Here is a 24,588-nt window from a genome sequence, read left to right on the forward strand (position 1 = left end):
CAGTGCATTAGAAGCGATTTCACATAAATCCCCTGTTCTCAGAAGAATACAAGATCATCGCAAAACCGAAAACTTAGACAAAAGTGGATAATAAGCCCTCATCTCGGAAGGCAAGAATATTAAACCTAAAAATAAAAAGGGGCCGTGAGGCCCCTTAATTTATATAATCTGCGTTAAACAGATATTATGCAGCTTCTGCTTCAGCAGCTTCAGCTTCAACGCGTGCGCGATCAGCAGCGCCTTTAGCAGTGATGTCGCGTTCTACGAACTCAACAACAGCCATCGGAGCGTTGTCACCGGTACGGAAACCGGCTTTCATGATGCGGATATAGCCGCCGTGACGGTCAGCATAACGGGTTGCCAGAACGTCGAACAGTTTCTGAACCAGCTGTACATCGCGGATAGCCGAAATGGCCTGACGACGTGCATGCAGATCACCGCGCTTGCCGAGAGTGATGAGCTTCTCAACGATCGGACGGATTTCCTTTGCCTTAGGCAAAGTTGTTACGATCTGTTCGTGTTCAATCAGCGAAGCAGCCATATTGGCGAACATTGCCTTACGGTGGCTTGCAGTCCGGTTCAGCTTACGGAGTGTCTTTCCGTGGCGCATGAGCCTTCTCCTTTAAAATCTATCTTCCGGTCGCAACCGGTCTCAATATTGATCTTCGTAGCGCTTAGCGAGATCTTCGATATTTTCCGGCGGCCAGGTCGGGATTTCCATACCGAGATGGAGTCCCATCGACGCCAGAACTTCTTTGATTTCGTTCAGCGACTTGCGGCCGAAATTCGGAGTCCGCAGCATTTCGGCTTCTGTCTTCTGGATCAGATCGCCGATATAAACGATGTTATCGTTCTTCAGGCAGTTTGCAGAACGGACAGACAGTTCCAGTTCATCCACTTTCTTAAGCAGAGCCGGATTGAATGCGAGTTCAGCAACCTGTTCCTGCGGAGCTTCCTTCTGCGGCTCGTCAAAGTTGACGAAGATCGCAAGCTGGTCCTGAAGAATGCGGGCTGCATAAGCAACTGCATCTTCACCAGTGACAGAGCCGTTGGTCTCAACATTGAGGATCAGCTTGTCATAATCGAGAACCTGTCCCTCACGGGTGTTTTCGATCTTGTAGGAAACCTTACGTACCGGTGAATAGAGGCTGTCAACCGGAATAAGACCGATCGGAGCATCTTCAGCGCGGTTACGGTCAGCAGGCACATAGCCCTTGCCCGTATTGACAGTGAATTCCATGCGGATTTCAGCGCCCTCATCGAGGGTGCAGATGACGTGATCCGGATTAAGGATTTCAACATCACCAACCGTCTGGATATCACCAGCCGTTACGACGCCTGGTCCTTCCTTGCGGACAACCATGCGCTTAGGTCCATCGCCTTCCATACGGATAGCGATTTCTTTAACATTCAGTACGATATCGGTTACGTCTTCACGCACGCCGTTGATCGACGAGAATTCATGCAGAACGCCGTCAATCTGAACAGCAGTCACCGCAGCACCGCGTAGCGAAGAAAGAAGAACGCGACGCAGCGCGTTACCCAATGTCAGACCGTAACCGCGTTCAAGCGGCTCAGCCACAACAGTGACCTTATTCTTCGAGCCCTGGGTAAGAAAATCAACCTTGTTAGGCTTGATCAGTTCCTGCCAGTTTTTCTGAATCATGTGCTTTCCTTTAATCTAGCTTTGCCACTATCCAATCGTGGCAACAGAGAGCGGAAACCACGAAAGACCTGAACATAAGTTCGGGCCCTTGCGGCGATGGACTGATTAGACGCGACGCTTCTTGCGTGGACGGCAACCATTGTGCGGGATCGGGGTCACATCACGGATCGAAGTGATTGTGAAACCGGCAGCCTGCAGAGCGCGAAGTGCGGATTCACGGCCGGAACCCGGACCGCAAACTTCAACTTCCAGCGAACGCATGCCGTGTTCCTGAGCCTTCTTGGCGCAATCTTCAGCAGCGATCTGAGCAGCAAAAGGAGTCGACTTACGCGAACCCTTGAAGCCCTGTGCACCAGCTGAAGACCAGGCAATTGCATTGCCCTGTGCGTCAGTGATAGTGATCAGTGTGTTGTTGAACGACGAATTAACGTGAGCAACACCCGAGGAAATATTTTTACGTTCGCGACGACGAACGCGACCGGCATCTTTAGCCATAACTAGTCCTTCCAATTGATCTCGACACCGCCGTAATACCAGCGGCTCCACCGACATATCCAGCCATCAGGCAAGACATATCTGGATCTGTTTATTGGCACCTCTCGGAGCCAAATTTTTAAGACGCCCCGTAAACGGAGCATAATCTGCGCGTGTCTCTGACCCGCTCCATAAAAGTGAGGCAGAGACGAGCAAATACCGGAGCCGTTTTATAAAACAGCTCCGGTACCAGCAAATTACTTCTTCTTACCGGCGATTGCCTTTGCAGGACCCTTACGGGTACGAGCATTGGTGTGGGTACGCTGACCGCGAACCGGCAGGGAGCGACGATGACGCAGACCGCGGTAGCAGCCCAGATCCATCAGACGCTTGATATTCATCGAAACTTCACGACGCAGATCACCTTCAACGCGGTAATCACGGTCAATGGTTTCACGGATCTGCAGAACTTCAGCATCTGTCAGCTGGTTTACACGGCGATCAAGCGCAATGCCGACCTTTTCCATGATTTCAGCAGCAAATTTAGGACCGATGCCGTGAATATACTGAAGTGCAATGATCGCACGCTTATTCGTTGGAATGTTTACGCCAGCAATACGTGCCATGCGCTTTCTCCTGTATGAACCGCAAGATAACAGCCGCATCGGCATGTTTTATAATCATACGGTAGTTTAAAATATTACAGCACCGGAAAGCCGGTTCACGCTGTAATGAGCTCTACCGAACGCTATCCGCAAGTTGTTCTCGCAAAAATCTGCGAGTTAACGGCTAATAACACGTCCGAAATCCAAGAGATCCACCGGATTTTCAACAAAGCCGGATCTGTTCTCTATGCCTGCACCGAACCACCGGATACAGACAGCATAAAAATGAACGAAACCGGAAAACCGGTTGCGCCCATCTGAATTAAGCGAATTGTCGCTGTCTTTGACGGAATCGTGAGGAAAAGTCAACCTCTAAGAGAGAACAGGCGTAAATGCTTATCATTTCGTTAAAACTAAATTGCAAACACCTGCTTCTAAAAGTCAAAGCGCCGACCCGATATTATCAGATCAGCGCTTTGGATTTTCAAAAAGACCGGATCCGACGATCAGGCAGGAAGCAGAAGCTTTTCAATCTCTGCTGTAACATCAGCCATAGCGGCCATGCCATCTACCAGCTTCAGTTCACCGGTACCTGCATAATAATCAGACAGAGGTGCGGTTTTCTCACGATACTCAACCAGACGCTTGCGGAAAGCCTCAGGATTATCATCTGAACGGACAGTACCACCTGCAGCAATGGTTTCCGCAACGCGGTTTTCCATACGCTTGATCAGAGCAGTCTCATCGACCTTCAGTTCAATCACTGCATCCAGTTCAGCATGCTTTTCTTTCAGCATACCTGTCAGCGCCTGCGCCTGAGGCACTGTACGCGGATAACCGTCAAGGATAAATCCGCCTGCACAGTCCGGCTGATCGATGCGATCCGAAACAATCGCATTCACGATCTCGTCCGAAACCAACTGACCTGCATCCATAACTGCTTTGGCACGTTTACCGACTTCAGTCTGTGCGGCAACTGCCGCACGGAGCATGTCACCGGTTGAGAGCTGGGGAATGGCATATTTTTCTGTAAGAATTTTTGCCTGAGTTCCCTTGCCTGCACCCGGAGGTCCTAAAAGTATGAGTCTCATCTCGCCCGTCTTCCCCCACGAAGTTTGGATTTTTTAATCAGCCCCTCATATTGATGAGCAATGAGATGACCCTGAATCTGAGCAACTGTATCAAGTGTTACGTTGACAACAATAAGCAGGGACGTACCACCGAGATAGAAAGGTACACCGGCCGCTGAAATCAGGAACTCAGGTACAAGACAGACAATCACGATATAGATAGCGCCAACCACTGTAATGCGGGTCAGAACATAATCAATATATTCAGCAGTGCGTTCACCCGGACGGATACCCGGAATAAAGCCCGAATGTTTCTTCAGCTGGTCAGCAGTGTCCTTAGGATTAAAGACAATCGCTGTGTAGAAGAAGCAGAAGAATGCCATCAGCGCCGCATAGAGGAACATATAGATCGGCTGACCGTGACCAAGAGCGGCCAGCAGCGTGCTTCCCCAGGCAGGCATATTTTCTGTATTTGCGAAACCGGCAACAGTTGCAGGCAGCAAGAGCAGCGAAGATGCAAAGATCGGAGGAATAACACCGGCAGTATTCAGCTTCAGCGGCAGATGCGAAGTTTCGCCCTGCGCCATACGGTTACCCACCTGACGCTTCGGATACTGGATCAGCAGACGACGCTGTGCGCGTTCAACAAACACGATCACTGCGATCAGCGCAATTGCGAGAACAATCACACCAAGGATCAGCGCTGTTGACAAAGCACCTGTACGGCCGAGTTCGAGCGTACCGGAGATAGCCTGCGGAAGGTTTGCAACAATACCTGCGAAAATGATCAGGGAAATACCGTTACCGATACCACGCGCAGTGATCTGTTCGCCGAGCCACATCAGGAACATTGTACCGCCGACAAGCGTAATCACCGAAGTGATACGGAAGAACAGTCCCGGCTCAGACACAATACCGCTGCCGGATTCAAGCCCCACAGATATTGCATAGGCCTGCACAAGCGCCAGAAGCACCGTACCGTAACGTGTATACTGATTGATAACTTTACGTCCGGCTTCGCCCTCTTTCTTCAGCGCTTCAAGAGAAGGCACCACAGAGGTCATAAGCTGTACGATAATCGATGCCGAAATATACGGCATAATCCCGAGCGCAAAAATCGCCATACGGGCAACAGCACCGCCGGCGAACATATTGAACAGCCCCAGCACACCCTGGCTGTGCTGCTGGAACGACTGGGCCAGCGCGTCAGGATTAATGCCCGGCAAAGGAATATAGGTACCAAAACGATACACAAGCAGAGCCCCGAGCGTAAACCAGATACGCTTCTTGAGCTCAGTCGCCTTCGAGAAGGCTGAAAAATTCAAATTGGATGCAAGCTGTTCAGCAGCCGATGCCATGAGATTACTCCGGTCTGTCGTACGTCAGAATCTGACGCCCCTCCCCAGATATGCCCATAGACAACAAGGCGCAAGTAGGCACATGCAATCAATAGGCATAAAGTTGAAAACGGCGGCACTAAGGCCGCCGTCTTGAAGGTATTTCTGAGGCCTTATTCGGCAGAAGCAGCTTCAGGTAATTTTACCGAACCGCCTGCTTTTTCGATCTTTTCGATCGCAACCTTAGAAGCACCGGCAGCTTCAATCACCAGCTTAGCTGTGATTTCGCCATCGGAAACAACGCGGAAACCATCCAGAGCGCGACGGATGATACCAGCAGCGATCAGGGCTTCAGAGGTAACGGATGCTTTTGCATCCAGCTTACCGGCATCCACAGCTTCCTGAATGCGACCAACCGACACAACATTGAACTTCTTAGCGAAGATGTTGGTGAAACCGCGCTTTGGCAAGCGACGGTAGATTGGCATCTGGCCGCCTTCAAAACCATTGATGGACACGCCTGAACGGGACTTCTGACCCTTCACACCGCGACCACCGGTCTTGCCGGAGCCGGAACCGATACCACGGCCAACGCGTTTACGGGCCTTGGTTGCACCTGGGTTTTCACGCAGATCATTAAGTTTCATGATAATTCTCCTGCGCTTGATTAAGCTTCGTCCACAACGCGGACGAGGTGCGCAACCTTGGCAATCATACCACGAACGGAAGGTGTATCTTCCAGTGTGCTGCGGCGGCGCATTTTGTTAAGACCGAGACCAACGAGCGTAGCGCGCTGTTCTTTCGGACGACGAATTGGGCTACCAATCTGTTCAACGGTAACCGTTTTGCCTTTAGTCGAAGACATAACTTTGTTCCTTAAGTCCTTGTGGGGCTAACGCCCCTCACCCAATGGTTATTCTTCACCGGCAACTACGTCGTGACGACGAGCCTGCAGTGTGGAATACTTAATACCGCGCTGTGCAGCGATATCTTTCGGGTGCATCTGATGCTTCAGCGCATCAAAAGTTGCACGCACCATGTTGTATGGATTGGATGAGCCAAGCGACTTGGCTACAACGTCCTGAACGCCGAGGGTTTCGAAAACCGCACGCATTGGACCACCAGCGATGATACCTTTACCGGCAGGTGCCGAGCGAAGAAGAACCTTGCCGGCGCCATGACGACCCTGCACATCGTGGTGCAGTGTACGGCCTGAGCGCAGCGGAACAAAAATCATATCGCGCTTGGCAGCTTCAGTTGCCTTACGGATTGCTTCAGGCACTTCGCGAGCCTTACCATGACCAAAGCCTACACGGCCCTTCTGATCACCAACAACGACCAGAGCAGCAAAACCGAAACGACGGCCGCCTTTAACAACTTTGGCAACGCGGTTGATGTGTACCAGCTTATCGACGAATTCGCTGTCACGCTCTTCGCGGGCGCGATCTTCGCGATTACGTTCTTTCTGTGCCATTTCCTAATTCCTTTTTCTTTTCCGGAAGCACAAGTGAAACATTAACAAGCTATTAAACCCGAAAATGCACAAATTGACACCCGCAGTTCAGCTCTCTGATAAATCAGAAACCAAACCGGAAGTGTCATTACATCAGACCAGAACCGTAAACGGTTATGAAAATATGATGCGTAGTCAGCTTACAGCAATAAAAAGTGAGTCACTTAAGCCTCACGGCGCTGTAATACAGAAAAAATGTCGTCAAATGCAAGCACCTGACGACATTTTTTAATTTTATTAGAAGCTGAGACCAGCTTCGCGTGCTGCGTCTGCAAGAGCTTTCACACGGCCGTGGAAAATATATGCACCACGATCGAAGACAACTTCTGCTACACCGGCTTTAGCGGCGCGTTCTGCAACCAGCTTGCCAACTGCAGCGGCAGCTGCACTGTCTGCACCAGTCTTCAGGGACTTTTTAAGGTCACCGTCAAGGGTGGAAGCAGCAGCAACAGTGTGACCACGTACATCATCGATAATCTGTGCATAGATATTCTTAGATGTACGATGTACGCTCAAGCGCAGGCGGCCATTCGAAACAGCTTTGAGCTGACGACGAACGCGTGCAGCACGGCGCTGAATAGTTTGTTTAGGCGATGCCATAACACGTGTTCCTTATTTCTTCTTACCGGCCTTGCGGACGATAACTTCACCGGCATACTTAACGCCTTTACCTTTATAAGGTTCTGGCGAACGGTATTCGCGGATCTCGGCAGCAACCTGCCCGACAACCTGCTTGTCAATACCGGAGACAACGATTTCCGTTGGCTTAGGTGTTGCAACAGTGATGCCAGCTGGAACATCGTATACAACTTCATGGCTGAAACCCAGCGAAAGCTGAAGGTTTTTGCCCTGCATAGCAGCACGATAACCAACGCCGGAGATTTCAAGTTTCTTTTCGAAACCGTCTTTAACACCGACGAAGATGTTGCTGATCATGGTACGGGCCATGCCCCACTTAGCGCGGGCGTCTTTCGACTGGGACAGAGGAGTAACGCTTACTGCGCCCTCTTCCATCTTCACGCTTACTTCATCACTTACGACGAACTTCAGTTCGCCTTTCGTGCCTTTGGCAGTAACAGTCTGACCATCAACGCTGGCGGTCACGCCTGCCGGAACCGGCACGGGTTTTTTACCGATACGAGACATTGTTAACCCTGTCCGTTTCTATGTTCACCACTCAGCCACATCAGAAGATGCGGCAGAGCAGCTCACCACCAACGTTTTGCTCACGAGCCTGATGATCAGCCATTACACCCTTAGGGGTGGAAAGAATGCTGATACCAAGGCCGTTAGCGACCTGAGGAATCGACTTTACTGAAACGTAAACGCGACGGCCCGGCTTGGAAACGCGGGTCAGTTCACGGATTACTGGCATACCTTCGTAATATTTCAGTTCGATTTCGATTTCGGATTTACCGTTGTCAAAATCAGTCTGTGTATATCCGCGGATATAGCCTTCAGCCTGCAACACGTCCAATACGCGTGCACGCAGCTTGGAAGCCGGGGTTGTAAGCTTGGTCTTTTTACGACCGATAGCATTACGGATGCGGGTCAGCATATCGCCGATAGGATCTGACATAGTCATATTATAACTCTCCTTACCAGCTCGATTTCACGATGCCTGGCACCTGGCCGAGCGAACCCAGCTGGCGCAACGCAATACGCGACATCTTAAGCTTGCGGTAGAAACCGCGTGGACGTCCGGACACTTCGCAACGGTTGCGAATGCGAACCTTGGAGGAGTTACGTGGCATCTCAGCCAGCTGAATGGTAGCGCGGAAGCGCTCATCCAGAGGCAGGGACTGATCCATAACAATTGCCTTCAAACGTGCACGCTTTTCAGCATGACGCTTAACCAACTTTTCGCGGCGCTTGTTTTTTTCGACTGCGCTAGTCTTGGCCATTTTTGATTACCTCGCTACGCTTGCCGTTACTGGCGGAACGGGAAGTTGAAGGCGCGCAGAAGAGCGCGGGCTTCATCATCCGTTGGTGCAGTCGTGCAAACGATGATGTCCATGCCCCAGATCTGATCAACTTTATCGTAGTTGATTTCTGGAAACACGATGTGTTCCTTGATACCCATGGCGAAGTTGCCACGACCGTCAAAGCTTTTAGGATTCAGACCGCGGAAGTCGCGAACGCGTGGAAGCGCGATCGTGATCAGACGATCCAAAAATTCGTACATACGCTCACCACGCAGGGTGACTTTCGTACCGATCGGCATATCTTCACGGAGTTTGAAGGTAGCGATCGAGTTGCGTGCACGGGTGACAACGGCTTTCTGACCGGCGATCTGAGACAGATCTTCGGCAGCACGCGCAGGCTTTTTGGAGTCTGCAGTGGCTTCGCCAACACCCATATTGATTACAACTTTCGAAACGCGTGGAATCTGCATTTCGTTGCTGTATTTGAACTCTTCAAGCATAGCTTTACGGATTGTATCCTTATAAAGCGTCTTGAAGCGTGGTTCACTCTTTGCTTCAGCCATCGATCGACTCTCCGGAACGTTTTGCTACGCGTACCTTCTTGCCGTCTTTCTCGACGAAACCAACGCGGGTTGGTTTACCGTCTTTAGGATCAGCAATCGCCAGGTTTGACAGATGGATTGCGGCTTCTTTCGAAATAATGCCGGCTTCCTGAGTCTGTGTCTGACGCTGGTGGCGCTTAACAATATTGATACCGCTTACGAAAGCCTGATCTTCTTTCGGCAAGACCTTGATCACTTCACCGGTACGGCCCTTGTCCTTACCGGCAAGCACAACAACGCGGTCGCCTTTGCGAATCTTTTGCATCGTCGAACTTCCCTTACAGAACTTCTGGAGCCAGCGAGATGATCTTCATGTGGCTCTTAGCGCGAAGTTCACGCGGAACCGGTCCGAAGATACGAGTGCCGATAGGCTCTTTCTTGTTGTCAATCAAAACAGCAGCATTGTTATCAAAACGGATAACGCTACCATCTGGGCGACGAATGTCTTTAGCTGTGCGAACCACAACCGCTTTCATTACGTCACCTTTTTTAACGCGGCCACGAGGAATCGCTTCCTTGATGGACACCACAATGATGTCACCAACGGAAGCGTATTTCCGTTTCGAGCCGCCCAGCACCTTGATGCACATGACACGACGTGCGCCGGAGTTATCCGCCACGTCGAGGTTTGTTTGCATCTGAATCATGACTGGCCGCCTTCTTATCTCTCAGCTGGTTAAGGGCTCCTGCCCTACCTAAGCTGCGTGTTTAATGTTAGCCCGTTGCTTAGTTCGCGAGAACTACCCAACGTTTGTCTTTCGAAATTGGAGCAGATTCCTGAATGGAAACCTGATCACCAACCTTGAACTGGTTGTTTTCGTCATGCGCTTTGTACTTCTTCGATTGACGAATAATCTTCTGAAGCAGTGGATGCGCGAAACGGCGCTCCACTTTAACAACGACAGTTTTGTCGTTCTTGTCGCTGACGACAACGCCCTGCAGAATGCGTTTAGGCATTATTTAAATTCCTTATGCCTTGCTTTCGGCCGCCTTCTGGCGGGCAATAGTCTTAATACGTGCGATGTCGCGGCGAACCTGCTTCACACGTGCGGTTTTTTCTAACTGACCAGTGGCTTTCTGAAAGCGCAGGTTAAACTGCTCTTTCTTCAATCCACCCAACTGTTCAGTCAGCTGGTCGAGGCTTTTCGCCCGGATGTCTGCGGCTTTCATAGCTGTCTCTCTTATTCAGCGATGCGTTGAATAAAACGCGTCTTGATCGGCAGCTTCGCAGCTCCGAGTCGGAGAGCTTCACGTGCCACATCTTCAGGTACGCCGTCAAGCTCAAACATAACACGACCTGGTGCTACGCGGCATGCCCAGTAATCAACTGAACCCTTACCTTTACCCATACGGACTTCGGTAGGCTTGGAAGTTACTGGCAGATCCGGGAAGATCCGGATCCATACACGACCGGCACGTTTCATGTGACGGGTAATAGCGCGGCGAGCGGCTTCGATCTGACGTGCGGTAACGCGTTCAGGCTCGACTGCCTTCAGACCGAAAGCACCGAAGTTCAGATCCGTACCGCCCTTGGATTCACCGTGAATACGGCCCTTGAACTGCTTACGGAACTTTGTGCGCTTAGGCTGCAACATTGTTCTCTACTCCAATATTCTAACCGAAAACGCTTAAAATTAAGCGTTTTCGCGGCGGCGGTTCGACTGCGGACCCTGAGCGTCGGCTTCAATCGCACGACGTTCGGAAGCCATTGGGTCATGCTCAAGGATTTCGCCTTTGAATACCCAAACTTTCACGCCGCAGATACCGTAAGCGGTCTGTGCTTCAGCTGTACCGTAGTCAATATCAGCGCGCAGAGTGTGAAGAGGAACGCGACCTTCACGGTACCATTCCATACGAGCAATTTCTGCACCGCCAAGACGACCCGAACAATTAATACGGATGCCTTCTGCGCCGAGACGCATTGCGGACTGAACAGCACGCTTCATAGCGCGACGGAATGCCACACGGCGTTCCAGCTGCTGAGTGATCGACTGAGCAATCAGGGTAGCGTCAACTTCTGGCTTGCGAACTTCAACAATGTTGAGAACCGCATCAGAGTTGGTCATATCGGAAAGCTTCTTACGGAGCTTTTCGATATCTGCACCCTTCTTACCGATAATGATGCCCGGACGAGCCGAGTGAATGGTCACACGGCACTTCTTGTGCGGACGTTCAATCACGATTTTGGAGATCGCAGCCTGCTTGAGTTCTTCAGTCAGGTATTTGCGGATCTTCAGATCTTCATGAAGGAGCTTACCGTATTCGCCGGTATTCGCGTACCAACGCGAATCCCAGGTACGGTTAATGCCCAGACGAAGACCGATCGGATTAATCTTCTGGCCCATTATGCGGCCTCCCCTTTTTCGGCGACTTCGCGGACAACGATGGTCAGGTGAGAGAACGGACGTTCAATCCGGCTCGCCTTACCACGGCCACGCACATGAAAGCGCTTCATGACGATCGACTTGCCAACAGAAGCTTCCGCGACGATCAAAGCATCAACATCGAGGTCGTGATTGTTTTCTGCGTTGGCGATTGCCGATTCAAGCGTCTTCTTAACTGTCTCTGCAATGCGCTTGCGCGAGAATGACAGATCAGCAAGTGCCGCGTTGACTTTCTTGCCGCGGATCAGAGCCGCGACAAGGTTAAGTTTCTGCGGGCTAACGCGAATCGTGCGGGCGACGGCTTTCGCCTCGTTATCCTTAAGCTGGCGCGGAGCCTTGGCCTTGCCCATACTTACTTCCTCTTCGCTTTCTTGTCCGCACCGTGACCGTAATAGGTACGGGTTGGAGCGAATTCACCGAACTTGTGTCCGACCATTTCTTCGGAGATGGACACAGGAATGTGTTTATTACCGTTGTATACACCAAAGGTCAGGCCAACAAACTGCGGCAGGATCGTGGAGCGACGGCTCCAGATCTTGATGACCTCATTACGACCGCCGGAGCGTACCTTCTCAGCCTTCTTGAGAAGATAGCCGTCAATAAACGGTCCTTTCCAAACTGAACGAGCCACTTTAGACTACCTCTCTTATTTCTTACGCTGATGACGCGAACGCATGATGAATTTGTCCGTCGCCTTGTTCGAGCGTGTCTTCTTGCCCTTCGTAGGTTTGCCCCACGGAGTAACAGGATGACGACCACCCGAAGTACGACCTTCACCACCACCGTGTGGGTGATCAACCGGGTTCATGGCAACGCCGCGTACGTGTGGACGCTTACCGCGCCATACGGAACGACCGGCTTTACCGTCGTTGGTGTTGCCGTGATCCGGATTGGATACAGCGCCAACAGTTGCGAGACAACCGGAATGTACCAGACGCTGTTCACCGGAGTTCAGGCGAAGGATCGCCATGCCCTGGTCACGGCCAACGAGCTGTGCATAGGTACCGGCCGAGCGAGCGATCTGACCGCCCTTGCCTGGCTTCATTTCCACGTTGTGGATGATGGTACCAACCGGCATCGCACCGAGTGGCATCGCGTTACCTGGCTTAACGTCAACCTGTGCGCCGGAGATAACCTTGTCGCCGACAGCAAGACGCTGTGGTGCCAGGATGTAGCTCAGCTCACCGTCTTCGTAGCGGATCAGCGCGATGAATGCGGTACGGTTTGGATCGTATTCCAGACGCTCAACAGTAGCGGACACATCGTGTTTCGTACGCTTGAAATCAATAAAGCGATACGTACGCTTGTGACCACCGCCCTGATAGCGAACAGTGATACGACCGGTGTTGTTACGACCGCCCTTTTTAGTCAAACCTTCGGTCAATGCTTTGACCGGCTTGCCTTTGAAGAGCTCCGAACGATCCACGATGACCAGCTGACGCTGGCCAGGAGTGATCGGGTTAAAGTGCTTGAGTGCCATTGTCTTTACTCCACGGCCTCTCAGAGACCAGTCGAAACGTCGATGCTCTGGCCTTCAGCCAAAGTTACGATCGCTTTCTTGACATCGCTCTGGCGCCCAACAATACCGCGGAAACGCTTCACTTTGCCTTTACGCACAGTGGTGTTCACAGCTGTAACTTTCACGCCGAAAAGCGCTTCTACTGCAGCTTTGATCTCTGGTTTCGTGGCCTTGCGGGCTACGTTAAAGACGATCTGGTTAAATTCGGAAACCATGGTCGACTTTTCGGTAATGACCGGGCTAACGATCACATCATAGTGACGAAGATCTGTCATTTGAAACGCTCCTCGAGGGCTTCGACAGCTGCCTTGGAAAGGACGAGCTTGCCACGGCGAAGAATGTCGTAAACGTTGATGCCCTGTACCGGCAGCACATCAATATTCGGGATATTGGATGCAGCCAGCTTGAAGTTGGCGTCGATTTCCGAACCACCGATCAGCAGTGCGTTTTCCAGACCCAGATTAGCAAACTGGCTTACCAGCAGCTTGGTCTTGGCTTCTGCAGCTGCCAGATCATCAATGATGATCAGATCAGAGGCTTTAACCTTAGCCGAAAGGGCGTGACGCAGAGCCAGAGCACGAACCTTCTTAGGAAGATCATGTGCATGGCTGCGGGTTACAGGGCCATGAGCCTTACCACCGCCACGGAACTGTGGTGCACGAGCGGAATGGTGACGGGCGCGGCCGGTACCCTTCTGCTTGTACATTTTTGCACCGGTACGTGCAACTTCACCACGGGTCAGAGTCTGGTGGGTACCCTGCTGACGGCGAGCGAGCTGCCAAAGGACAACGCGCTGAAGGATGTCATCGCGCGGCTCAAGACCGAAGATTTCTTCGGACAGCTGCACTTTACCGGCATCCTTGCCTTCAAGTGTTGTAATTGTGAGATCCATTATTCGGCTCCCTCAGTCGCTGCAGGTTCTGCAACCGCAGCAGCTTCACCTTTAGCTTGGCGCAGGCCAGCTGGCTTAGGAGCATTTTCTGGCAGCGATACTTTTACAGCATCACGAACATAGATCCATGCACCCTTGGAACCAGGAACAGCACCGCGAACAAGGATCAGGCCGCGATCGAGGTCGGTAGAAACGACTTCAATATTCTGCGTGGTTACACGGGTCTGACCCATGTGACCGGCCATTTTCTTGCCTTTAAATACTTTACCTGGATCCTGACGCTGACCGGTCGAACCATGGGCACGGTGGGATACCGAGTTACCATGAGTTGCGCGGCCGCCGCCGAAGTTGTGACGCTTCATAACACCGGCAAAACCTTTACCGATTGTTGTACCTGTAACGTCAACTTTCTGACCGGCTACAAAATGCTCAGCAGTGATTTCTGCGCCTACATCCAGAAGATTGTCTTCTGAAACGCGGAATTCAGCTACTTTCGCTTTCGGTTCAACTTCAGCCTTCGCGAAGTGACCGCGCAGAGCCTTGGTCGTGTTCTTCACCTTGGCCAATCCTACGCCAAGCTGTACGGCTGTGTAGCCGTTTTTTTCTACTGTGCGCTGAGCTACAACGTGGCAGTTCTCCATGCGGAGTACTGTCACCGGTACATGCTCGCCAGCGTCTGTATAAACGCGGGTCATGCCCAGCTTTTGTGCAATAACACCTGAACGCATCGGTTCGTTCCTTCCGTCCTCAAGCCTTACAGCTTGATCTCGACATCAACACCAGCCGACAGATCCAGCTTCATCAGCGCATCTACAGTCTGTGGGGTTGGGTCAACGATATCGAGAAGACGCTTATGAGTGCGCATCTCGAACTGCTCGCGGCTCTTCTTATCGATGTGCGGCGACCGGTTAACTGTGAACTTTTCGATCCGTGTTGGCAGAGGGATCGGTCCGCGCACATTGGCACCGGTACGCTTGGCAGTCGACACGATTTCGCGGGTCGAAGCGTCAAGGATCCGATGGTCAAACGCCTTAAGGCGAATGCGGATATTTTGACCGTTCATTTGATTTGTTCCTTATTACGCGGGACGTTTGGCTTTGAAGATGATTTTAAACCACCAAACCAAACGCCCTGCACAAATCTATTATTCGATGATCGAAGCGACGATACCTGCACCAACGGTGCGGCCACCTTCACGGATCGCGAAACGGAGTTTTTCTTCCATAGCGATTGGCACGATCAGCGCAACATCAACAGTTACGTTGTCGCCCGGCATAACCATTTCCACGCCTTCTGGCAAGGTCACAATACCGGTTACGTCAGTTGTACGGAAGTAGAACTGCGGACGGTAGTTTGTGAAGAATGGTGTATGACGGCCACCTTCGTCTTTGGTCAGAATATAAGCTTCTGCCTTGAACTTGGTGTGTGGCTTAACCGAACCTGGCTTGCAGAGAACCTGACCACGTTCAACGTCATCACGACCTACACCGCGAACCAGTGCACCGATGTTGTCGCCGGCCTGGCCCTGATCGAGCAGCTTGCGGAACATTTCAACGCCGGTAACAGTTGTCTTGCCGGTAGCTTTGATACCAACGATTTCAACTTCTTCACCAACTTTAACGATACCGCGTTCTACACGACCGGTAACAACTGTACCACGGCCGGAGATCGAGAATACGTCTTCGATTGGCATCAGGAACGGCTGGTCAACAGGACGTTCCGGAGTTGGAATGTAAGCATCAACAGCGGCCATCAGTTCACGAACTGCATCTTCACCGATTGTCTTGTTGCTGTCTTCCAGAGCTGCCAGAGCCGAACCCTTAACAACTGGAATATCATCGCCCGGGAAGTCGTATTTCGACAGAAGTTCACGAACTTCCATTTCTACGAGTTCGAGCAGCTCAGCATCATCAACCTGATCAACTTTGTTCAGGAACACAACGATCGCAGGCACACCAACCTGACGAGCGAGCAGAATGTGCTCACGGGTCTGTGGCATCGGGCCGTCAGCAGCATTAACAACCAGGATCGCGCCGTCCATCTGCGCAGCACCGGTGATCATGTTCTTAACATAGTCAGCGTGGCCTGGGCAGTCTACGTGTGCGTAGTGGCGGTTTTCTGTTTCATATTCAACGTGCGAGGTCGAAATGGTGATACCGCGGGCTTTTTCTTCCGGTGCGTTATCGATCTGGTCGTAAGCGCGGAAGTCACCAAAGAATTTGGTGATTGCAGCTGTCAACGAGGTCTTACCATGGTCAACGTGACCGATTGTGCCGATGTTGACGTGTGGTTTAGTACGTTCAAATTTGCTCTTTGCCATCTGAGCTCTCCATAAATTTAGCCTGCTCAGGCATTCTTATTTTAACGAGCGTAAGCCAAAAGGCTTACGCAAACTTCTTCTGGATTTCTGCGGCTACTGCTGCAGGAACCGGCTCATAATGGTCGAACTGCATGGTGTACTGGGCGCGGCCCTGTGACATCGAGCGCAGGTTGTTCACGTAACCAAACATGCTGGCCAGCGGAACATTTACGTTAACTACAGTAGCAATACCACGGGCTTCAGTACCGGAAATCTGACCACGACGGGAATTCAGATCGCCAATAACGTCACCAACATAATCCTCAGGAGTCACGACTTCGACCTTCATGATCGGTTCGAGCAACTGAGCGCCGGCTTTCTGTGCACCTTCACGGAATGCTGCACGGGCAGCGATTTCGAAGGCCAGAACAGACGAGTCAACATCGTGGTATGCACCATCGATAAGGGTCGCCTTAACACCGAGCATCGGGAAGCCTGCCAGAGGACCTGCACCCATAACGCTTTCGATACCCTTCTGAACGCCCGGGATGTATTCCTTAGGAACAGCACCACCAACGATCTTGGAATCGAAGATGAAGTCATCGCCTTCATGCGGCTCAAATACGATCTTAACACGAGCGAACTGACCGGAACCACCGGACTGTTTCTTATGTGTATAGTCGATTTCAGCTTTACGGGTGATGCTTTCACGATAGGCAACCTGCGGCTGACCAATGTTAGCTTCAACCTTGAACTCACGACGCATACGGTCAACCAGAATGTCGAGGTGAAGTTCACCCATACCGGCAATAATGGTCTGACCGGATTCTTCGTCCGACTTAACGCGGAATGAAGGATCTTCAGCAGCCAGACGGTTCAGGGCGATACCCATCTTTTCCTGGTCAGCTTTGGTCTTTGGTTCAATCGCGATTTCGATAACCGGATCAGGGAATTCCATACGTTCCAGAATAACAGGCTTCAGCGGATCGCAGAGCGTGTCACCGGTTGTGGTTTCCTTGAGGCCAGCCAGAGCAACGATGTCACCGGCAAATGCTTCTTCGATATCTTCACGGGAGTTCGAGTGCATCTGCAGCATACGGCCGATACGTTCGCGCTTGCCCTTAACAGTGTTTTCGAGAGAAACACCCTTGGTCAGCTTACCCGAGTAAATACGTGCGAAGGTCAGAGAGCCAACGAACGGATCGTTCATGATCTTGAATGCGAGCAGAGAAAGCGGAGCTTCGTCTGAAGATTCACGGGTTGTTTCTGTTTCAGTCTTTACGTCGATACCTTTAATCGCAGGCACTTCGTTAGGAGCTGGCAGATAATCAACAACTGCATCCAGAACAGGCTGAATGCCCTTGTTCTTGAACGCGGTGCTGCAAAGTACCGGATGGAACTGAACAGCAATTGTACCCTTACGGATCAGTGCACGCAGCTCATCATTGGTTGGCAGAGTGCCTTCCAGATAAGCTTCCATTGCAGCTTCATCGATTTCAACAGCAGTTTCGATCAGCTTTTCGCGATATTCTTCTGCTTTTGCCTGAAGGTCAGCAGGAATTTCACCAACCTGCGTCGGAGCGCCGATTGAGCCATCCCATGTCAGGGCCTTCATCTCAACGAGATCGATCACACCGCCAAATTCGTTTTCAGCACCGATTGGCAGCTGAATAACGAGAGCAGTCGCACCCAGACGGGTTTTGATCATTTCTACGCAGCGATAGAAATCCGCACCGATCTTGTCCATTTTATTGACAAGAACCATACGTGGTACGTGGTATTTCTCAGCCTGACGCCATACGGTTTCAGTCTGCGGCTCTACACCGGCGTTAGCATCGAGAAGTGCGATCGCACCATCGAGAACGCGCAGGGAACGCTCAACTTCAATCGTGAAGTCAACGTGACCAGGAGTATCGATGATGTTGAAGCGACGCTTCTTGCCATCACGGCCTTCCCAGAATGTGGTGGTCGCAGCAGAAGTAATCGTGATACCACGTTCCTGCTCCTGCTCCATCCAGTCCATTGTGGAGGCGCCGTCGTGCGTTTCACCGATTTTATGGTTCTTACCTGTGTAGAACAGGATACGCTCAGTCGTTGTCGTTTTACCGGCATCGATGTGCGCCATAATACCGAAATTACGGTAGTCTTCGATTTTATATTCGCGGGCCATAATATTTGCTCTTTGAATAGAGTTCGACGATTACCAGCGGTAATGCGAGAATGCGCGGTTAGCTTCAGCCATACGGTGCGTATCTTCACGCTTCTTAACAGCCGAACCACGGTTGTTTGCAGCATCAAGCAATTCGCCGGACAGACGATCAATCATCGTTGTTTCGTTGCGGTTGCGAGCGGCATTGATCAGCCAGCGGATTGCCAGCGCCTGACGACGGTCAGGGCGAACATCAACAGGAACCTGATAAGTCGCACCACCAACACGGCGGGAGCGCACTTCCACATGCGGCGCAACATTGTCGAGCGCCTGATGGAACATCACCAGACCATCCTGCTTAGCTTTCGCTTCAACAGAATCCAGAGCACCGTAAACGATGGACTCTGCAACAGATTTCTTACCATGAAGCATGATTGCGTTCATGAATTTGGTCACAACCAGATCACCAAACTTTGGATCCGGATTGATTTCACGCTTTTCAGCACTGTGACGACGGGACATATTTGTCTCTTTAATTACATCGGGCTCAACTCACCTGAGGATCAGGTGGCCGGTATCCCCGGAAAATTATTATTTAGGACGCTTAGCACCATACAGCGAACGACGCTGCTTACGGTTTTTAACACCCTGGGTATCGAGCACACCACGGATGATGTGGTAACGCACACCCGGCAAATCCTTGACGCGGCCGCCGCGGATCATAACTACCGAGTGTTCCTGAAGGTTGTGACCTTCACCCGGAATATAACCAATAACTTCAAAGCCGTTGGTCAGACGAATCTTTGCTACTTTACGCAGCGCCGAGTTCGGCTTTTTCGGGGTTGTTGTATAAACGCGGGTACATACGCCGCGCTTCTGTGGGTTTGCCTGCAGAGCAGGAACCTTATTACGCTTAACCTGCGCCTGGCGAGGTTTGCGGATCAGCTGGTTTACGGTAGGCATTGAACCTTCCTCTACTAAATAAACTCGTATCTTTTGCCCAAATGGGCCGTTTCACCGTTATGCATATGCACAAAATCGGACATTGTGCCAACGCTAGCGCTGGCATGCCCGAACAAAAGCAGAGGAAGTTACCTTCATGCGAACGGCAATTTGCATTTTAGATCGTAAAACGAACCCTGTTTGAGACAAACTCCAGAGTATGTCACTCCGGAACAGCCAGCCTCACATCGGCTCAGATGGTGTGCTGATACGCTTAAAGGCGCGTTTCGTCAAGACCGGCAGCGGAGTTTTCTGATTTATGACAGACAAATCGGAATTTCCCCCCTCAAAAGCGGGTAATTTTGTCTGAAATTGCATCACTTGTTATGCAAATCACATAAAATACCGGCAGAATCCTTATCCGACTGTCCTTTTGGATGATTATCTTTTATGCAGACAGTCTGATTCAGCCGTTTCAGGCCCTGATACAGGGCGAGTTTAACCGGAAATTAAGGAATGCCCCGTGTCAGACACAAATCCCGATTCGAATGAAGTGTTTCTCATTATTGCAGATGCATGGAAGGACGGCGAGAGCGATCCCGTCAATGTCCACATCCTGTTGAAATCGGAACCGGAAGAAGATGTCATTCAGGCAACTTTGGAAATCCTTGCCAATGAAGGTTTTGCTGAAGCCGAAATTACCGAAATCGGTACATTGACCGAGCAGCCGGAAGAAGAACCATATCTGAGCGGTTACAATACCGCCCTCTCCGGTCAGGTTGCGATGATCGAGTTTGACGGTTCCCATGAAGATGATGAAGACGAAGAATAATCGTCCCTCACCTTAACGATAAAAAAGCGTCGCTTCATGCGGCGCTTTTTTTATGAACAGTTTCTCCTGCTCGCATACAAAAAAGGCCACCCGAAGGTGGCCTTTTTCATTTCTTATAAGGTCGGATTATTCCGCTGCATTATTGGTCATGTCGACCAGCATTGCATTTGCAGCATCCGCACCGGAAGTTTTGCGGCGCTCATCGATAATCAAATCATCGCGGGCTGTCGCAATACGACGGATCTGGCTCATCATACCGCCGGTACCGGCAGGGATCAGACGACCAACAATCACGTTTTCCTTCAGACCCTGCAGCGTATCCATCTTACCAGCAACTGCCGCTTCAGTCAGAACGCGGGTTGTTTCCTGGAAGGAAGCAGCCGAGATGAAGGAAGGTGTCTGCAACGATGCCTTCGTAATACCGAGCAGAACCGGCAGACCTTCAGCAGGCTTCTTGCCGTCTTCAACCAGACGATCATTGATTTCGTCAAGTTCAATACGGTCAACATGATCGCCCGGAATATAGGTGCTGTCACCGGATTCCGTGATCTCAACCTTCTGCAGCATCTGACGAACGATCACTTCGATATGCTTATCGTTGATCGTCACACCCTGCAGACGATAGACTTCCTGAATTTCGTTCACGAGGTAAGAAGCAAGTGCTTCCACGCCCTTGATCGCCAGAATGTCATGCGGTGCAGGATTACCGTCGAGAATATAATCACCCTTTTCGATCGCATCGCCATCCTGAAGATGGAAAGGCTTGCCTTTAGGGATCAGATATTCAACCGGCTCCAGATTATGGTCATTCGGTTCAATAATGATGCGGCGCTTGTTCTTGTAATCGCGGCCGAAACGGATTGTACCATCAACTTCAGCGATGATCGCATGATCCTTCGGACGACGAGCTTCGAACAGTTCAGCCACACGTGGCAGACCACCGGTAATATCTTTGGTCTTCGCGCTTTCCATAGGCAGACGGGCAATCACGTCACCGACGCGAACCGTTGCACCTGGCTCAACCGAGAGAATGGTCTCAACGGAGAGCTGGAAGCGGGCTTCACCACCCTTCGACAGTTTCGCAACTTTGCCGTTCTTGTCTTTAACAACGAGAGCAGGCTTCAGATCCGAACCACGCGGGGTCGAACGCCAGTCAATAACAACGCGCTTGGTGATACCGGTGGATTCATCGGTGTTTTCAGCAACCGACAGACCGTCAACCATATCTTCGAACTCAATCACACCTTCAACTTCGGTGATGATCGGACGGGTATACGGATCCCACTCGGCCAGACGCTGACCGCGTTTCACTGCATCACCGTCATCGACGAACAGGCGCGAACCGTAAGTTACACGATGGCTTGCACGTTCCTTGCCGGATGCATCCATGATGAGAACGGCCATGTTACGGCCCATAACCACCAGATGACCGTCGGAATTGCGAACCACATTGCGGTTACGCAGTGCAACAGTACCTTCATAGGAAGCTTCCAGATAGGAGCTGTCCACAACCTGCGCTGTACCACCAAGGTGGAACGTACGCATGGTCAGCTGGGTACCAGGCTCACCGATCGACTGCGCAGCGATAACACCGACAGCTTCACCTTTGTTCACCGGAGTACCGCGTGCAAGGTCACGACCATAGCATTTGCCGCACACGCCGGAGCGGGTGAGACAGGTCAGAGCCGAACGGATACGAACGGTCTGGATACCGGCTTTTTCGATCACTTCCACATGACGTTCTTCGATCATGTCACCGGAAGCAACAATCAGCTCACCCGTAGCCGGATGATTGATGTCGTCCAGAGCAACACGGCCCAGAATACGCATGCCGAGCGAAGCCACGATCTGACCCGCATCAACGATCGGGTTCATTGTCAGACCAACGGTTGCACCGCAATCCGGTTCAGAAATGATCGCATCCTGCGCAACGTCAACGAGACGGCGTGTCAGATAACCGGAGTTAGCGGTTTTCAGAGCCGTATCGGCCAGACCCTTACGCGCACCGTGTGTCGAGTTGAAGTACTCGTTCACGGTCAGACCTTCTTTAAAGTTCGAGATAATCGGTGTTTCGATAATCTCGCCCGAAGGCTTGGCCATCAGACCGCGCATACCGCCGAGCTGACGCATCTGCGAAGGCGAACCACGGGCACCGGAGTGCGACATCATATAGATGGAGTTCATCTGCTTCTGACGACCGGTTTCCGGATCGAATTCAACAGCCTTAATGCGGGCCATCATTTCGTCGGCGATCTTGTCAGTCGCTTTACCCCAGGCATCAACAACCTTGTTGTATTTTTCGCCCTGAGTGATCAGACCGTCATTGTACTGCTGTTCATATTCCTTGGCCAAAGCTTCTGTATCGGCAACGATTTTCGCCTTGGCATCAGGAATGACCATGTCATCCTTACCGAAGGAAATACCGGCACGGCAGGCATGGGCAAAGCCGAGCTGCATCACGCGGTCACAGAAAATCACTGTCTCTTTCTGGCCGCAATGACGGTAAACCAGATCGATCATCTTGGAGATGTTCTTCTTGGTCATTTCCTGATTGCAGATATCGAAAGGAACATTGGCGTTCTTCGGCAACAATTCACCGAGGATCAGACGACCCGGTGTTGTGTCAAAGAGTTTCGATACAGGCTTGCCTTCCGCATCAACAGATTTGAAGCGGCCTTTGATCTTGGTGTGCAGCGTAACGGTCTTGGTTTCCAGCGCATGCTGCAATTCGCCCATATCGGCGAAGACCATGCCCTGACCAGGTTCGTTTTCAGCAACGATCGACAGGTAATAGAGGCCGAGAACCATATCCTGCGACGGCACGATGATCGGAAGACCGTTTGCCGGATGCAGAATATTGTTGGTCGACATCATCAGAACGCGTGCTTCGAGCTGTGCTTCAAGCGACAGCGGCACGTGAACAGCCATCTGGTCACCGTCGAAGTCCGCGTTAAACGCAGTACAGACGAGCGGGTGCAGCTGGATTGCCTTACCTTCGATCAGCGTTGGTTCGAAAGCCTGAATACCAAGACGGTGCAGCGTCGGCGCACGGTTAAGCAGAACCGGATGCTCGCGGATAACCTCATCAAGGATATCCCAAACTTCCGGACGTTCTTTTTCAACCAGCTTCTTCGCCTGTTTAACAGTCGAGGAGAAGCCCTTGGCGTCAAGACGTGCGTAGATAAACGGCTTGAACAGTTCCAGAGCCATTTTCTTCGGCAGACCGCACTGGTGCAGTTTCAGCTCAGGACCGGTCACGATAACCGAACGACCGGAATAGTCGACGCGCTTACCAAGAAGGTTCTGACGGAAACGACCCTGCTTACCTTTCAGCATATCCGAAAGTGACTTCAGCGGACGCTTATTCGCACCGGTAATGGTACGACCGCGACGGCCGTTATCGAACAGCGCGTCAACAGCTTCCTGCAGCATACGCTTTTCGTTACGGATAATGATGCCAGGCGCACGAAGCTCCATCAGGCGCTTCAGACGGTTGTTACGGTTGATCACGCGACGGTAAAGGTCGTTCAGATCGGAAGTCGCAAAGCGACCGCCATCCAACGGCACCAGAGGGCGCAGATCCGGCGGGATCACCGGAACGATCTTCATGATCATCCACTCAGGACGGTTACCGGATTCCATGAAGTTCTCAACGATTTTGAGACGCTTCATCAGCTTCTTGGTCTTCAGTTCCGAAGTGGTTTCGGCCAGATCGGTGCGCAGCTGCACAGCAATCTTTTCGAGTTCCATTGTCGCCAGAAGATCATAGATCGCTTCCGCACCGATCAGCGCTGTGAACTGGTCTTCACCGAATTCATCAACAGCGATCATATATTCTTCTTCCGAAAGCAGCTGGTGCTCTTTCAGGGAAGTCAGGCCTGGTTCTGTTACGATATAGTTTTCGAAATACAGAACGCGTTCGATATCCTTCAGCGTCATATCAAGCAATGTGCCGATACGCGAAGGAAGCGACTTCAGGAACCAGATATGGGCAACAGGAGCAGCCAGTTCGATATGGCCCATGCGCTCACGGCGCACGCGTGACAGCGTTACTTCAACGCCGCACTTCTCACAGATAATGCCCTTGTATTTCATGCGCTTGTACTTACCGCACAGGCACTCATAGTCCTTGATCGGGCCGAAGATACGGGCACAGAACAGACCATCGCGTTCAGGTTTGAACGTACGGTAGTTGATCGTTTCTGGCTTTTTGATCTCGCCGTATGACCAGGACAGAATCTTCTCAGGGCTGGCAATCGAAATCCGGATGGAATCGAATGTCTGCACCGGAGCCTGAGGATTGAAAAGATTCATGACCTCTTGGTTCATGCCGTTCTCCTTAGGGCATCATGCTTCACAAAAGTTGGCCTACTTCGCGA

The 24,588-nt window shown here is 51.5% G+C and carries 33 protein-coding genes; 1 reads left to right on the top strand and 32 read right to left on the bottom strand.

Going from position 1 to position 24,588, the window contains the following annotated elements:
• Positions 1–184: 184 nt before the first annotated feature.
• The 31 genes from rplQ to rpsL all read right to left on the bottom strand — a co-directional run bounded on the left by rplQ (position 185) and on the right by rpsL (position 19,398).
• On the bottom strand, positions 185–610 hold the full coding sequence (gene rplQ, locus LDL70_RS09045) for a 50S ribosomal protein L17 (RefSeq protein WP_022710964.1): 426 nt from the start codon (positions 608–610) through the stop codon (positions 185–187).
• 42 nt (positions 611–652) lie between these two features.
• Positions 653–1,666: a DNA-directed RNA polymerase subunit alpha gene (locus LDL70_RS09050; protein WP_022710963.1), complete on the bottom strand. Its 1,014-nt coding sequence runs from the start codon at positions 1,664–1,666 to the stop codon at positions 653–655.
• A gap of 105 nt (positions 1,667–1,771) precedes the next feature.
• Entirely contained in the window at positions 1,772–2,161 is a 390-nt protein-coding gene (gene rpsK / locus LDL70_RS09055) for a 30S ribosomal protein S11 (RefSeq protein WP_022710962.1), read from the bottom strand.
• 236 nt (positions 2,162–2,397) lie between these two features.
• A complete protein-coding gene (gene rpsM / locus LDL70_RS09060; protein WP_022710961.1) occupies positions 2,398–2,766 on the bottom strand; it encodes a 30S ribosomal protein S13 in 369 nt (122 codons plus the stop codon).
• A gap of 485 nt (positions 2,767–3,251) precedes the next feature.
• A complete protein-coding gene (locus tag LDL70_RS09065) occupies positions 3,252–3,836 on the bottom strand; it encodes an adenylate kinase (protein ID WP_022710959.1) in 585 nt (194 codons plus the stop codon).
• Complete coding sequence (secY, locus tag LDL70_RS09070; protein WP_022710958.1) at positions 3,833–5,173, bottom strand: preprotein translocase subunit SecY; 1,341 nt, start codon at positions 5,171–5,173, stop codon at positions 3,833–3,835. The genes LDL70_RS09065 and secY overlap by 4 nt, the downstream gene beginning before the upstream one ends.
• Before the next feature lie 152 nt (positions 5,174–5,325).
• Entirely contained in the window at positions 5,326–5,799 is a 474-nt protein-coding gene (gene rplO / locus LDL70_RS09075; RefSeq protein ID WP_075654834.1) for a 50S ribosomal protein L15, read from the bottom strand.
• 20 nt (positions 5,800–5,819) lie between these two features.
• Entirely contained in the window at positions 5,820–6,017 is a 198-nt protein-coding gene (gene rpmD, locus LDL70_RS09080; RefSeq protein ID WP_022710956.1) for a 50S ribosomal protein L30, read from the bottom strand.
• Positions 6,018–6,065: 48 nt separating this feature from the next.
• On the bottom strand, positions 6,066–6,626 hold the full coding sequence (gene rpsE / locus LDL70_RS09085) for a 30S ribosomal protein S5 (RefSeq protein WP_022710955.1): 561 nt from the start codon (positions 6,624–6,626) through the stop codon (positions 6,066–6,068).
• Positions 6,627–6,902: 276 nt separating this feature from the next.
• Entirely contained in the window at positions 6,903–7,265 is a 363-nt protein-coding gene (gene rplR, locus LDL70_RS09090; RefSeq protein ID WP_075654833.1) for a 50S ribosomal protein L18, read from the bottom strand.
• Between the two features lie 12 nt (positions 7,266–7,277).
• Positions 7,278–7,811, bottom strand: a complete 534-nt coding sequence (gene rplF, locus LDL70_RS09095; protein ID WP_022710953.1) for a 50S ribosomal protein L6 — start codon at positions 7,809–7,811, stop codon at positions 7,278–7,280.
• A 40-nt stretch (positions 7,812–7,851) separates the two neighbouring features.
• On the bottom strand, positions 7,852–8,250 hold the full coding sequence (gene rpsH / locus LDL70_RS09100) for a 30S ribosomal protein S8 (RefSeq protein ID WP_022710952.1): 399 nt from the start codon (positions 8,248–8,250) through the stop codon (positions 7,852–7,854).
• 13 nt (positions 8,251–8,263) lie between these two features.
• On the bottom strand, positions 8,264–8,569 hold the full coding sequence (gene rpsN / locus LDL70_RS09105; protein ID WP_022710951.1) for a 30S ribosomal protein S14: 306 nt from the start codon (positions 8,567–8,569) through the stop codon (positions 8,264–8,266).
• Between the two features lie 26 nt (positions 8,570–8,595).
• A complete protein-coding gene (gene rplE, locus LDL70_RS09110; protein ID WP_022710950.1) occupies positions 8,596–9,153 on the bottom strand; it encodes a 50S ribosomal protein L5 in 558 nt (185 codons plus the stop codon).
• A complete protein-coding gene (gene rplX, locus LDL70_RS09115; protein ID WP_022710949.1) occupies positions 9,146–9,457 on the bottom strand; it encodes a 50S ribosomal protein L24 in 312 nt (103 codons plus the stop codon). Before rplX ends, rplE begins: the two co-directional genes overlap by 8 nt.
• A 13-nt stretch (positions 9,458–9,470) precedes the next feature.
• Complete coding sequence (rplN, locus tag LDL70_RS09120; protein WP_022710948.1) at positions 9,471–9,839, bottom strand: 50S ribosomal protein L14; 369 nt, start codon at positions 9,837–9,839, stop codon at positions 9,471–9,473.
• A gap of 79 nt (positions 9,840–9,918) precedes the next feature.
• Positions 9,919–10,149 carry a 30S ribosomal protein S17 gene (rpsQ, locus tag LDL70_RS09125; protein WP_022710947.1) on the bottom strand — a complete coding sequence of 77 codons (231 nt, stop codon included), beginning with the start codon at positions 10,147–10,149 and terminating at the stop codon, positions 9,919–9,921.
• 12 nt (positions 10,150–10,161) lie between these two features.
• On the bottom strand, positions 10,162–10,362 hold the full coding sequence (gene rpmC / locus LDL70_RS09130; RefSeq protein WP_022710946.1) for a 50S ribosomal protein L29: 201 nt from the start codon (positions 10,360–10,362) through the stop codon (positions 10,162–10,164).
• Positions 10,363–10,373: 11 nt separating this feature from the next.
• Positions 10,374–10,787, bottom strand: coding sequence for a 50S ribosomal protein L16 (rplP, locus tag LDL70_RS09135; RefSeq protein ID WP_022710945.1), 414 nt, complete (start codon positions 10,785–10,787; stop codon positions 10,374–10,376).
• A 39-nt stretch (positions 10,788–10,826) separates the two neighbouring features.
• Positions 10,827–11,537 (bottom strand): 30S ribosomal protein S3, encoded by a 711-nt coding sequence (gene rpsC, locus LDL70_RS09140; RefSeq protein ID WP_022710944.1) that lies wholly within the window; start codon positions 11,535–11,537, stop codon positions 10,827–10,829.
• A complete protein-coding gene (rplV, locus tag LDL70_RS09145; RefSeq protein ID WP_022710943.1) occupies positions 11,537–11,926 on the bottom strand; it encodes a 50S ribosomal protein L22 in 390 nt (129 codons plus the stop codon). The genes rpsC and rplV overlap by 1 nt, the downstream gene beginning before the upstream one ends.
• 2 nt (positions 11,927–11,928) lie before the next feature.
• Positions 11,929–12,207, bottom strand: coding sequence for a 30S ribosomal protein S19 (gene rpsS, locus LDL70_RS09150; protein ID WP_022710942.1), 279 nt, complete (start codon positions 12,205–12,207; stop codon positions 11,929–11,931).
• Positions 12,208–12,222: 15 nt separating this feature from the next.
• Positions 12,223–13,056, bottom strand: a complete 834-nt coding sequence (gene rplB / locus LDL70_RS09155; protein WP_022710941.1) for a 50S ribosomal protein L2 — start codon at positions 13,054–13,056, stop codon at positions 12,223–12,225.
• Positions 13,057–13,076: 20 nt separating this feature from the next.
• On the bottom strand, positions 13,077–13,370 hold the full coding sequence (locus LDL70_RS09160) for a 50S ribosomal protein L23 (RefSeq protein ID WP_022710940.1): 294 nt from the start codon (positions 13,368–13,370) through the stop codon (positions 13,077–13,079).
• Entirely contained in the window at positions 13,367–13,987 is a 621-nt protein-coding gene (gene rplD, locus LDL70_RS09165) for a 50S ribosomal protein L4 (RefSeq protein ID WP_225684897.1), read from the bottom strand. The genes LDL70_RS09160 and rplD overlap by 4 nt, the downstream gene beginning before the upstream one ends.
• Positions 13,987–14,715 (bottom strand): 50S ribosomal protein L3, encoded by a 729-nt coding sequence (gene rplC, locus LDL70_RS09170; protein WP_022710938.1) that lies wholly within the window; start codon positions 14,713–14,715, stop codon positions 13,987–13,989. The genes rplD and rplC overlap by 1 nt, the downstream gene beginning before the upstream one ends.
• A 26-nt stretch (positions 14,716–14,741) precedes the next feature.
• Entirely contained in the window at positions 14,742–15,050 is a 309-nt protein-coding gene (rpsJ, locus tag LDL70_RS09175) for a 30S ribosomal protein S10 (RefSeq protein WP_002964363.1), read from the bottom strand.
• Between the two features lie 81 nt (positions 15,051–15,131).
• Positions 15,132–16,307, bottom strand: a complete 1,176-nt coding sequence (tuf, locus tag LDL70_RS09180) for an elongation factor Tu (RefSeq protein ID WP_022710937.1) — start codon at positions 16,305–16,307, stop codon at positions 15,132–15,134.
• Between the two features lie 64 nt (positions 16,308–16,371).
• Entirely contained in the window at positions 16,372–18,456 is a 2,085-nt protein-coding gene (gene fusA, locus LDL70_RS09185) for an elongation factor G (RefSeq protein ID WP_225684898.1), read from the bottom strand.
• 30 nt (positions 18,457–18,486) lie between these two features.
• Positions 18,487–18,957, bottom strand: coding sequence for a 30S ribosomal protein S7 (rpsG, locus tag LDL70_RS09190; RefSeq protein ID WP_022709962.1), 471 nt, complete (start codon positions 18,955–18,957; stop codon positions 18,487–18,489).
• A gap of 69 nt (positions 18,958–19,026) precedes the next feature.
• A complete protein-coding gene (rpsL, locus tag LDL70_RS09195) occupies positions 19,027–19,398 on the bottom strand; it encodes a 30S ribosomal protein S12 (RefSeq protein ID WP_022709963.1) in 372 nt (123 codons plus the stop codon).
• 502 nt (positions 19,399–19,900) lie between these two features.
• Between rpsL and LDL70_RS09200 the strand changes: the two genes are divergently transcribed.
• Positions 19,901–20,209 (top strand): hypothetical protein, encoded by a 309-nt coding sequence (locus tag LDL70_RS09200; protein WP_022709964.1) that lies wholly within the window; start codon positions 19,901–19,903, stop codon positions 20,207–20,209.
• A gap of 126 nt (positions 20,210–20,335) precedes the next feature.
• On the opposite strand, the gene rpoC is transcribed toward LDL70_RS09200, so the two are convergent.
• Positions 20,336–24,538: a DNA-directed RNA polymerase subunit beta' gene (gene rpoC, locus LDL70_RS09205; RefSeq protein WP_075657647.1), complete on the bottom strand. Its 4,203-nt coding sequence runs from the start codon at positions 24,536–24,538 to the stop codon at positions 20,336–20,338.
• Positions 24,539–24,588: the final 50 nt, after the last annotated feature.

This window comes from Pseudochrobactrum sp. XF203, from assembly GCF_020341615.1.
GTDB lineage: Bacteria > Pseudomonadota > Alphaproteobacteria > Rhizobiales > Rhizobiaceae > Pseudochrobactrum > Pseudochrobactrum saccharolyticum.